The sequence below is a fragment of the Brevundimonas sp. genome, assembly GCF_041688735.1.
Lineage (GTDB): Bacteria > Pseudomonadota > Alphaproteobacteria > Caulobacterales > Caulobacteraceae > Brevundimonas.
On sequence record NZ_JBDNHO010000063.1, the window covers coordinates 1 to 10,847 of the forward strand.

The window sequence follows — 10,847 nt, forward strand, 5'->3', positions numbered from 1 at the left end:
CACGCTCCCGAAGATCGTCCGAACGCGCCTTGCCCATAATAGCCTCCCAATCAGAAGACCCATGGACTCACGGTTCGGACCCGATGGGAATCCCCCGCTCGATCACATTCGATTCAACTCAGCGGGCGGCTGCTCTAGAGCGTTCGCCCCTCAACTTGACGCATAGCCATCATGCCGGAAGTAGTTGGCGCATTCCTGGGGTGTGAAGGCCTTGAGGATATCGCCGATGCGGTCCCAGAGGTGTGAATCAGCGTCCAAGACGGGACCCCCGTCATCATGCCGGTAAGCTACTGTCTAGATTGAAGAAAGACCGTCTCGGGTGGTTCCCCAAGCGGTGCCGATTATACGATAATTCGCGCTCGAAAATCAAGTTGGATCGGCGTCCAAAGCTGGCAGGGTCACGCTTTGGACGCCGATCCACACCCGGCGCTTTGAGTCAGACTCGGTCAATCCCCCTGCCCGTTTGCGCCTAAGCCCATTCAACAAAAGCTCACCGCGCGTTCGGATGCGGCTCACTCCCCCGGGTCCGATGCAGGGCTACGATCAGCGCCGGAATTCGGCGGGGCGAAGTCCATGGCGCCGGAACTTATCGTAGAGGGTTTTGCGCGGAATGCGCAGGGCGGTTGTGATTGCGGCCACGTCGCCGAGATGGTGGCGCAGCGCGTCTTCGATCACTGCCCTTTCGAACCGATCCATGCGGTCGGCGAGGCTGTCGTCGTCACGGGGCACCGCATCGCGCGTGCCTCCTTCCATACCGAGAAAGACCCGTTCGGCAAAATGCGCCAGTTCCCTGACGTTTCCGGCCCAATCGTGCTCCATCAGCATGCGGCGAACACGAGGCGTCATGGCGGGCGGTGTCTGATCCCGTTCGCCGGCGGCGCGGACGAGGAAATGGGAGAACAGCAGCGGTATGTCTTCGCGCCGCTCCCGCAGGGGCGGGACCAGGAGCTTCAGGACATTGAGGCGATAAAAGAGGTCGGCGCGAAAGGCTCCGCGCGCGACTGCCGCCTCGAGGTCGATCTTGGAGGACGCGAGGATGCGCAGATCGAGCGCGCGAGGGCGTTCGGCCCCGAGCGGCTGGACCTCGCGCTGTTCGACGACGCGAAGCAGTTTGATCTGGGCCCGTTCTGGCATGCTTTCGATTTCGTCGAGAAACAGTGTGCCCCGGTGGCTTTGTTCGACAAGGCCAACCCGTCGCCGCAGCGCTCCGGGAAACGCGCCCGGCTCATGACCGAACAGCTCGCTTTCGATCAGTCCCTCGGGAAGTGCGCCGCAGTTGACGGCCACGAAGGCGTGCACACGTCGACGGCCGCTATTGTGCAGGGCGCGGGCGACAATCTCCTTGCCGACGCCCGTCTCTCCCTCAATCAGGACATCCATTCCCGCGTCGGCGATCTGCTCAATGATGACTCGAAGGCGGACGATCGACGGGCTTGAGCCCAGCAGGCCCGGCGACGGATCCGCGTGCGACATGGCGGCGGCGAGGGCGCGATTGTCCAGCACGAGACCCCGCTTCTCAAGCGCCCGGTTCAGACTGGCTGCGAGCCGGTCGAACGCAAATGGCTTGGCGACGAAGTCGTAGGCTCCCAGTGCAAGGGCATCGACGGCTTCGGCGATGTCGCCGTGGCCGGTGATCATGACAACCGGCAGGCCCTCGTCAAGCGCCTGTAGCCGGGTCAGGAAGCCCCTGCCATCGAGGCCCGGCATCCGCAGGTCGCTGACGACCACCCCCGGAAAGTCGGGAGTGAGTTGCCTGAGCGCAATCTCGGCCGAGGCGTAGGCGTGGACCGCATAGTCCTCCAGCTTCAGGCGTTCCTCAAGGGCGGCGCGAAAGTCGTCGTCGTCGTCGACGAGGACGACAGCCCGGGGACGGGAAAATTCCATCAGGCGACCTTCAGGGAAATGACGAAGTCCGCTCCGACTTCCCGGGGACGAAGGTTCAGCTCACCTCCGAAGCCCGCGATGATGTCGCGACAGATCACCAGTCCCAGACCGAGCCCCCTGGTCTTGGTGGTCACGAACGGCGTGAACAGCGCGCCCGAGATGGCGGGATCAACACCGGGGCCATTGTCGCTGATCGAAATCTCGATCCTTCGACCGCGTCGGGCGATATCGATCACGACCTGCGGATTGTCCACGGCGTGTTCAGCCATGGCCTCGAAAGCATTCTGGACCAGATTGACGATCACCTGTTCGAGGCGAATGAGATCCGCCATCGCCCGGACGTCGCGCAGCCCTGTCCGGACGAGATCGACGTTGGCGGCGCGCAAACCACCGCTCATCAGCAGCACCGCACCGTCGATCGCTTCGCACGGATTGACCGGCGAGACACCTCGACTGGACTTGCGCGAAAAGGTCCGGAGTTCGTCGGTAATGGCTCCGATGCGAACCGTCAGCTCGGCCACCCGTCCAAGATTGCGCCGCACGCCCGCGACGTCGCCCCGGTCGGAGTAGGCGACGGCAGTCTCGGCGTGGGTGCGGATCGCTGCGACCGGCTGGTTGATCTCATGGGCGACGCCGGCGGCGATCTGGCCCAGCGTGGCCAGCTTGTTGGCCTGAACCAATTCCTGCCTCAGTGCTTCGCGGCTGGCCTCTGCCCGCTGACGTTCGTCGATCTCCTGGCTCAGTCGTGAGTTCGCGGAGCGCAGTTCGGCAGTGCGCTCATCGATGCGCCGCTCGAGGTCGGCGCGCGCAGCCTCCTCGGCCAGAGCCCGGGCGATCGCCTGTTGACGGCGTCGCAACAGGACACCGGCCCCGACAGCGAGGAGGGTCGCCAGAAGGCCCGCGACCGCTCGCGCGCTCGCGACATTGGTAACAACGGCACCACCGACCGGGCTTAGCAGATGCAAGGTCCAGCCCGGCGTGTCGGTTGGCGTCTGGACGGCCATCCAGTCGGCCGGAGGGCCATCGACAGCGGTGCGAACGATGGCGCTGCCATCAAGGGGCGGCGTCGCGAAGGGAAGCGGCGCAAGAGCCTGTCCGCCCAAGGTCTGGTCGGCCAGAATGGCCTGTCGTTCGGCCTCAGTCAGGGGGCGGCTACGGCGAAAGCGCCAGTCACGGTTGCTGGTAACGAGCACCACGCCACGCGCGTCGGTCACAAACGCGGGTTCGCCCAACGCGCGCCATTCCGCCTCAAGCGCGTCGAATTCGACCTTCACGACCACAACCCCGAGCGCCCCGGACGCCGGCCCGATCCGTCGCGCCAGATACAGTCCCGGGCGACCGCTGACAGTGCCAAGGGCGAAGAACTCGGCCGAGCCGTCGACTATCGCATCGCTGAAATACGGCCGAAAACCGTAGTCCGATCCAACGAAGCTGGTCGACTGGCGCCAGTTGCTCGCGGCGCGCGCGACGCCTTCATTGTCCAGCACATAGATGGCTGCAGCCCGGGTCTGGTCCGCGAGGGTCTCCAGTTTCGAACTGACGGAATCCGCTTCCCGGCCATCGGAGCTGGCCAGCATCGCGATGACGGCAGGGTCCTGCGACAGGACAAGCGGAAGCAACCGGTATTTTTCAAGTTCGCTGCGCAGAACGGCGGCATGGAGAGCAGCCCCGGCCTCCGCCAGTCTCACGAGACCCGCTTCGGCGCTGCGCCTGGCGATCTCGCCCGCCGTGGCCATCGCCAAACTCGCCCCAACCAGCCATGCAAGGACCATCCAGGCCCAGACACGTGAAGGACGGTCGAGACTCGCACTTCGCAGGGGTAACAGACTTGGCCATCTCATGAGCAGACTATGCGGTTTTCCGCACAACCGCGCCACAGCATGAGCGACAAATCGCACGGATAACGACGGCTACACGAGAGTTAGTATTATTTTTCATACACTTAGGATATGCCGGCATTCGCCTTGCGCGCCCCCGAAAAGGGGCCAGACTGCCACCTGAGGACACGGTGCCAGACCGTGACGGGAAACGGCGACCACGGTCGCATCAGGAGGCCGGGTGTTTCTCTCACGTGATCCAGGACTCGCCCCTCCGGGGTTTCGCGCGTCGTGCCGGCCTCTGGATGTCCAGATTCTGACCGTGATCCTGCCAGATGGGTTGATCGGTCAATTCTTTCCGGTGTGCGGAGCTTCTCGTGCCTTGAAACAAAAAAGACTTTGGGAGGATGAGATGAATACGATCAAAACCGCGATGCTGGCGACCACCGCCGCAGCCGCCCTGCTGAGCCTGGCCCCGGCCGCACTGGCCCAGACGCAACCGTCGCAGGCGGCCCGGTCAATCGCCGAACAGGCCGAGGCGCAGGGTCAAACCGTCGCCGTCGACGACATCGTCGTTGTCGGCTCCCAGATCCGGGGCGTGGATGTCACCGCCGCCCTGCCGGTGACGGTGCTGAGCGAGGAACAGATCCTGGCGACGGGCGCGGTTAACGGCGACGACCTGATGCGTTCGATCCCGCAGATGGGCGACGTGCTATTCAGCCCAGCCAACAACGCGCAGACCTCGAATGCCGCCCGTGGCGACGTCAATTCGGTCAACCTGCGCTCGCTCGGCGTCGGCAACACCCTGGTGCTGCTGAACGGTCGCCGAATCGTCCAGCATCCGACCAGCCAAGGCACGTCGGACACCGGCACGGTTCCGGTGCTGAGCTACAACTCCAACGCCATACCGGTCTCGGGACTGGAGCGGCTGGAGATCCTGCTGGACGGCGCAGCGGCCATCTACGGCGCTGACGCGGTGGCGGGCGTGGTCAACACCGTGCTTCAAGACGACTTCGACGGCCTGAAAATGAACACGCAGTATGGCGGTGCCGAGGGCACCCATCTGCGCGAGTTCAATATCGGCGTCTTCGCCGGCAGGGACTTCGAGCGCGGCAATATCTCGCTGTTCATCGACTATACGGACCGAGACGCCTTGCGGGCCAAGGATCAGGACTTCACGGCGACAGACAATCTGCGGCCGTTGTTCGCGAACGAACCGGACTACGCCTCCAGCCTGACGCCCGACTCCCGCAACACGCGCGGTCCCTGGGCGAACCTGGCAGTGGTCGGTGCGACCACGGCGATCCGTCGCGGGACGACGGCCCTGACGTCGGCGGCGGGAGCCTTCCGCATTCAGCCCACAGCCCTGACCGGATGCCTCGTGCCGAACGGTGACATTTGCCTCGGCTCTGGCGCGCTCAACTTCAACGGCGTGCAGCGCGATCTCCGGTTCGACACTGCACCGGGGACCACAATCCTTCCGGACACCCAGCGGCTCAACCTGTTCATGAGCGGCCGCTATGAACTGACCGACGACATCACCGCCTTCGGCGAGCTGGGCTGGTATCAAGCCGACACCCAGCGCATCCAGCCGCCGGTGATCAACCTCAACACCCTGACGATTCCGGCCCAGAACTACTGGAACCCGTTCGGCCCCGTGACCTTCGCAGACGGCCGCGCAAACCCAAACCGGATTTCGGGCCTCACCAATGTTCCGGTCTCGGGCCTGGCCATCACCCTGAACCAGTACCGTTTCGTCGATGCCGGCTATCAGGGCGTGGACGTCAGCAACTACCAGGCGCGGGCGCTGGGCGGGCTGCGCGGCGAATGGCGCGGCTTCGACTGGGAAACCGCGCTGCTCTATTCGGAGGCCGAGGCCACCGATGAGTCGGATGCGGTCAACACCACGGCGCTGCAGGCTTCGCTCGCCCTGTCGACGCCCGATGCCTATAACCCCTTCAACGGCGGCTGTGTGGCCCAGACCAGCTTCGGCGACTGCACGCCCAGTTCACAGGTCGCGCTGGACGCGATCACGTTCCGGCTGAAGCGGGAATCGCGCACAACCCTGACCCAGTATGATTTCAAGGTGTCACGTCCAGACCTCTTCAGTCTGCCCGCCGGTAACGTCGGTGTGGCCTTCGGCTTCGAAGCGCGCAGGGAGACCCAGCGCGACGACCGTGACGCCAACCTCGACGGGTCCAACCCGTTCACTGACTCGGTGACCGGCAGGGTCCAGCTGTCGAACGTCATCGCCGTCAGCCAGAACCCCGACACCTCGGGCGAGCGCACGGTCACCTCGGCCTATATCGAGTTCGCCGTACCGGTCGTGTCGCCCGAGATGAACATCCCGCTGGTGCGGGCGCTCAACCTGCAGATCGCCGGTCGGGCCGAGCACTATTCGGACTTCGGCGACGTGGCCAAGCCCAAGATCGCCGCCTCTTGGGACATCTTCGACGGCCTGCGTCTGAGGGGGTCCTATTCGGAAGGCTTCCGCGCGCCGAATCTGGAACAGGTCAACACTGCCACCTACGGACGCCTGTCGACCAATCAGGACTTCATCCGCTGCGAGGCTGATCTGCGGGCCGGGCGGATTGCCACCTTCGGGGCCTGCTCGCGCTCGATCGGGGCCTCGCTGCTGGTCTCCGGCAATCCGGATCTGGAGCCGGAAGAGAGCACCAACTCCTCCTATGGCGTGGTCTTCCAGCCGCAATTCCTGCCGCAAGCCTGGGGCGATTTCACCTTCACCGTCGACCGCTGGCGCATCAAGCAGGAAAAGATCGTCGGCCTGTTCGGCGGCCGCAACGCCGTCGTCCAGGACTATCTGGACCGCGTTCAGGGACGCTTCAACCCACTGGTGACACGCGCAGCCGCCAATGCCGACGACATCGCCCTGTTCGCCGGCACCGGAATCACGCCGGTCGGGGTCATCACCTCCATCAGCGACCGGTTCGTCAACCTGTTGCCCCAGGACGTCGAGGGGATGGACCTGGGCCTGATCTGGCGTCTGCGCGACACGCCCATCGGCAACTTCCGGCTGAACCTGAACGCGGCCAAGCTGATCGCCTTCGGGCGCGAGGGAGGGCCAGCGATCAACGCCCTCTATGCCGCCCGGAATGCCGGAACGATCAACGCCGCCACGCCCCTGCCCGAGACAAGCGACCTGCTTGCACAGAACGGGCGACCGGAATGGAAGGTCTCGGGGTCGCTGACCTGGTCCCAGGGGCCGTGGCAGGCGGGGGCCTTCACCCAGTACATCAGTGCCGTGGACGATACCGACCTGCTGTCAGCGACTGGGGCCCCTTGGGAAGTCGCGAGCCAGATCACCGGCAATCTCTATGTTCAGTACGAATGGGAAGACGGTGCCGGCCTCGCTTCGGACTCGCGTGTCCGGATCGGGGCCCGCAACATCACCAATGAGGCACCGCCGCTCTCTTCGGCCGGCTATCTCGGCTCACTCTACCGCCCCTATGGTCGCTACTGGTACGTCAGTCTGGCCAAGGAGTTCTGAGGCATTCGGAGGGATAGGGGCCATGCGTGATCTGTCGGCTCTGGCCGTAGCGACAATGATCTGGATCGGTGCGGGCGCGGATGCACCCGCCTCGGCCCAAGCGATCGCGCCCGAGCTGGCGGACTGTCCCGAAAGCCTGCCGTCAGGCACGACCTGCTATGCAGGCCGTTCCACCGACGGAGCGTGGTACTGGGTGGCCTATCCCGCCGACTGGAACGGGACGTTGATCGTGCACGCCCACGGGGGACCGCGCACCGGCGAGCCCTTGCGCAACAATTCGGTCGAGGATCTGGACCGGTTCTCGATGATGGTCCGCGAGGGCTACGCCTGGGCCGGGTCGACCTATCGGCGCGGCGGCTTTGGTGTGCGGATGGCGGCGAAAGATACCGATGACCTGCGCCAGATTGTGTGGGACGCCTTTGGCCGACCCGGGCGAACCCTGCTGCATGGCCAGTCGTGGGGTGCGAATGTCGCGGCCAAGGCGGCGGAACTCTATGCCGTGTCCGCCGACGGCGCGCGCAACTATGATGGCGTGATCCTGACCAGCGGCGTCCTTGCGGGAGGAACCGGTGCCTATGGCTTTCGCGCGGACCTCAGGGCGGTCTACCAGTTCTACTGCGGAAACCATCCCCGTCCCGACGAGGTGCAGTATCCGGTCTGGCAGGGTCTGCCGCCCGGCTCCGCCATGCCGCGGGCGGGGATCGCGGCCCGCGTCGAGGCCTGCACGGGGCTGGACCTCGAGCCAGAGGCCCGGTCTCCGGCCCAGTCGGCGGCGCTTCGCAACATCCTGTCGGTGACCGGCGTTGAGGCGGACCAGCTGGTGGCACATTTGGCTTGGGGCACCACCCTGTTTCAGGACCTGGTCTGGAAACGGCTGGGGGGGCGCAATCCCTTCTCCAACATCGGCCGGACCTACCGGGGATCGGATGACGATGTCGCGCTCAACGAGGGGGTGGAGCGGTTCGAGGCCGACCCGGCCGCTGTAGCGGCCCTCGCCTACGACAGCGATCTGACGGGACAGATCGTGCTGCCGACCCTGACGCTGCATGCCCGCTATGATCCCACCGCATTCGTCGAGCAAGAGGCCCACTATGCCGCGAGGGTCGCTGCAGCCGGGCGATCGGACCTGCTCAGCCAGGTATTCACGACGGAATCTCTCCACAGTCGCCTGAGCGCGCCCCAGTATGCGGCCGTTCTGGCGGCCGTTTCACGATGGCTGGAGACCGGCGAACGGCCCGATGCAGCGGATGTTGCTGCCCTCTGTGAAACTTTTGTCGAACGCTATGCAGAACCCTGCCGGATCGACCCGGCGTTCCGGCCCGCAATGTCCCGGGAATGAGGCCTGACGCTTTTTGTTTCTGCCGGGACGCCATCGCGCGAACCGGCACCATCGGCTCGAAGGCCGGTTGCTCCCTCCCTCTGGAGGCCGGGTTGCAGGCAATTCCGTTTCTCAGGCTGACGGGCCTGCCCGGAAAGTATTCACCTATGGGGCAGGACGCATGAAAGAACCGGTTCGGCAGCAGGGCGAGTTCGAGCCCCAGACCGACGGGTCTTACTCGGGTGGGCGGCCGCCCGCGCTGGTCTGGGCACTCAGATTGGCCGGGATAGCCGCCGCATTGGCGGTTTGGTCTCTGCTGGGAGGGTCTCAGGGCCTGAGCATGGACGCCCGTATCGTCGCCGCGGTCGCCACCCTCATGGCGTTCTGGTGGATCACGGAGGCGATCCCGTTGGCCATGACCTCCCTGCTGCCCATCATACTGTTTCCATTGCTGACGGAACGCTCCATCGGTGAAACCACCTCCCCCTATGCCAACCCGGTGATCTTCCTGTTCCTCGGCGGCTTCCTGATCGCGATTGCGATGGAGAAGTGGAACCTGCATCGGCGGGTGGCGCTGCTGACCATCGCCCGCGTCGGCTACAAGCCGACCCGAATCGTGCTGGGTCTGATGCTGGCCACCGGCTTCCTGTCCATGTGGGTGTCGAACACGGCGACGACCCTAATGATGTTGCCGATCGGGCTTTCGGTGCTGGCGCTCGTCTCGGACCGCTTCGCTGCGGCGACGGCGGAGACGTCCACGGCCCAGGGTCAAGGCCCAGGGGGGAGTGATGTCATGCGGGATGACAACCTCCGCCGGTTCGGGATATGCCTCACGCTCAGTATCGCCTGGGCGGCAACGATGGGCGGCCTCGGCACTCTGCTCGGCTCGCCTCCGAACGCCATCGTCGCGGGCTATGCCGCCGAGGAGCTCGGCCGCACCATCGGCTTTCTCGAATGGATGATCGTCGGCACCCCGCTCGGCCTGACTTTCATCCTGCTCGGCTGGCTGCTGATGACCCGGGTTCTCTATCGCTTCAAGCTGGACGAAATTCCGGGTGGCCAGCAGATGATCGAAGGCGAGATCAGCAAACTGGGTCGCATGAGCCAGGGTGAGAAAATGGTCCTCGCCGTGTTCGGTTCGGCGGCTTTCCTCTGGATCGTGCCCGGTGTGCTCGACAGCATCCCGGGTCTGGGCGGAAGCCTGGGCTTGCTGGGTGAGCTGGATGACGCCGCCATCGCCATCGCCGCCGGTGCTGCCCTGTTCCTCCTGCCCGGACGCGGCGGCCGCGAAATGGTGCTGAACTGGAAGGACGCCGAGGACGGACTGCCTTGGGGGGTGTTGCTGCTGTTCGGCGGAGGGCTCAGCCTGGCCGGCGCAGTGGCCGGCACCGGCCTGGACGCCTGGCTGGGACAACAGGTCACCGGACTCGGCGCCCTGCCCATCGTGCTGCTGGTCGCCGCAGTGGTGACGATCGTGATGCTTCTGACCGAAGTCACCAGCAACACCGCGACCGCCGCCACCTTCATACCCGTTCTCGGCGGGGTGGCGGTGGGCATCGGGGCCGATCCGATGACGCTTTTGATCCCGGCCGCCCTCGCTGCGACCTGCGCATTCATGCTGCCCGTCGGCACGCCGCCCAATGCCATTGTCTTCAGCTCCGGGGCCGTAACTATAGCCCAGATGGCGCGGGGAGGGCTGGTGCTGAACCTTGTCGGCATCCTGCTGATCACGGCTTTCTGTTACGCGCTGGGAGGCGTGGCTTTCGGCCTGCGGTTCTGACGGTTCGACCGGTCCTGACAAATCGCCGCCATCATCTCCTCGACGTCGCGGACGCTCAGTATGAACGGGACGTAGAGCCTCCCCGCGTGCCAGATCAGGCTGGCCGGAAATCGATGTCACTTGAACGAAATCGGCTTCACGGAATATCTTGGCCGGAAGCGGCTTGCGCCGTGATTTCCGGAGACCAGTCTGTGAATCGGCGTCCAAAAAGGGCTCTGCCGCAGTTTTGGTGACGGGGTCATGGTGTCGACCCGATCAGTCTTGCCTGTAGGAGATCGAGCTTTCTGCGGCCGTACATGTGGCGTTTGGCGAGCTTGAGCTTGGTGATCTGATCCTCGGTCTGGCCGTTGGACCACCCCGAGGTGATCTCCGCGCGGACGGCTTTGATATCGCGGTCAACGCCGTTGGCGAAGGATGCCACCAGGCTGGCGCGACCACGCTCGATCCAGGCGCGCAGGTCGCCCTCACCCTGGGCATCGGCTGGTAGAGCCCGTGCTCCGGATGTGGATGGTGGTGCGATCACCGTCGGGCCAGGCACCG

General features: G+C 65.0%; 6 protein-coding genes. 3 read left to right on the forward strand and 3 right to left on the reverse strand.

The genetic code is table 11. The features are described from left to right. Nucleotides 1-543: 543 nt before the first annotated feature. Nucleotides 544-1,884: a sigma-54-dependent transcriptional regulator gene (locus tag ACESMO_RS06780; protein ID WP_372707404.1), complete on the reverse strand. Its 1,341-nt coding sequence runs from the start codon at nt 1,882-1,884 to the stop codon at nt 544-546. Next, nucleotides 1,884-3,620: an ATP-binding protein gene (locus tag ACESMO_RS06785; RefSeq protein WP_372707405.1), complete on the reverse strand. Its 1,737-nt coding sequence runs from the start codon at nt 3,618-3,620 to the stop codon at nt 1,884-1,886. Before ACESMO_RS06785 ends, ACESMO_RS06780 begins: the two co-directional genes overlap by 1 nt. 493 nt (nt 3,621-4,113) lie before the next feature. Here ACESMO_RS06785 and ACESMO_RS06790 point away from each other — a divergent pair, with 493 nt between their 5' ends. The 3 genes from ACESMO_RS06790 (at nt 4,114) to ACESMO_RS06800 (ending at nt 10,307) form a co-directional block, all read left to right on the forward strand. Then, on the forward strand, nt 4,114-7,209 hold the full coding sequence (locus tag ACESMO_RS06790) for a TonB-dependent receptor domain-containing protein (RefSeq protein WP_372707406.1): 3,096 nt from the start codon (nt 4,114-4,116) through the stop codon (nt 7,207-7,209). A gap of 22 nt (nt 7,210-7,231) precedes the next feature. After that, nucleotides 7,232-8,548: an alpha/beta hydrolase family protein gene (locus ACESMO_RS06795; RefSeq protein WP_372707407.1), complete on the forward strand. Its 1,317-nt coding sequence runs from the start codon at nt 7,232-7,234 to the stop codon at nt 8,546-8,548. Nucleotides 8,549-8,708: 160 nt separating this feature from the next. Then, the gene (locus ACESMO_RS06800) at nt 8,709-10,307 is read left to right on the forward strand and encodes an SLC13 family permease (protein ID WP_372707408.1); all 1,599 of its coding nucleotides are present in this window, start codon (nt 8,709-8,711) and stop codon (nt 10,305-10,307) included. A 238-nt stretch (nt 10,308-10,545) separates the two neighbouring features. On the opposite strand, the gene ACESMO_RS06805 is transcribed toward ACESMO_RS06800, so the two are convergent. Beyond that, on the reverse strand, nt 10,546-10,847 hold a 302-nt coding region (locus tag ACESMO_RS06805; protein ID WP_372707409.1), incomplete at its 5' end, for a transposase.

Bases quoted from the DNA above. Each gene is read 5' to 3' on its own strand.
- ACESMO_RS06780 (WP_372707404.1), bottom strand. From the start codon at position 1,884: ATGGAATTTTCCCGTCCCCGGGCTGTCGTCCTCGTCGACGACGACGAC.
- ACESMO_RS06785 (WP_372707405.1), bottom strand. From the start codon at position 3,620: ATGGCCACGGCGGGCGAGATCGCCAGGCGCAGCGCCGAAGCGGGTCTC.
- ACESMO_RS06790 (WP_372707406.1), top strand. From the start codon at position 4,114: ATGAATACGATCAAAACCGCGATGCTGGCGACCACCGCCGCAGCCGCC.
- ACESMO_RS06795 (WP_372707407.1), top strand. From the start codon at position 7,232: ATGCGTGATCTGTCGGCTCTGGCCGTAGCGACAATGATCTGGATCGGT.
- ACESMO_RS06800 (WP_372707408.1), top strand. From the start codon at position 8,709: ATGAAAGAACCGGTTCGGCAGCAGGGCGAGTTCGAGCCCCAGACCGAC.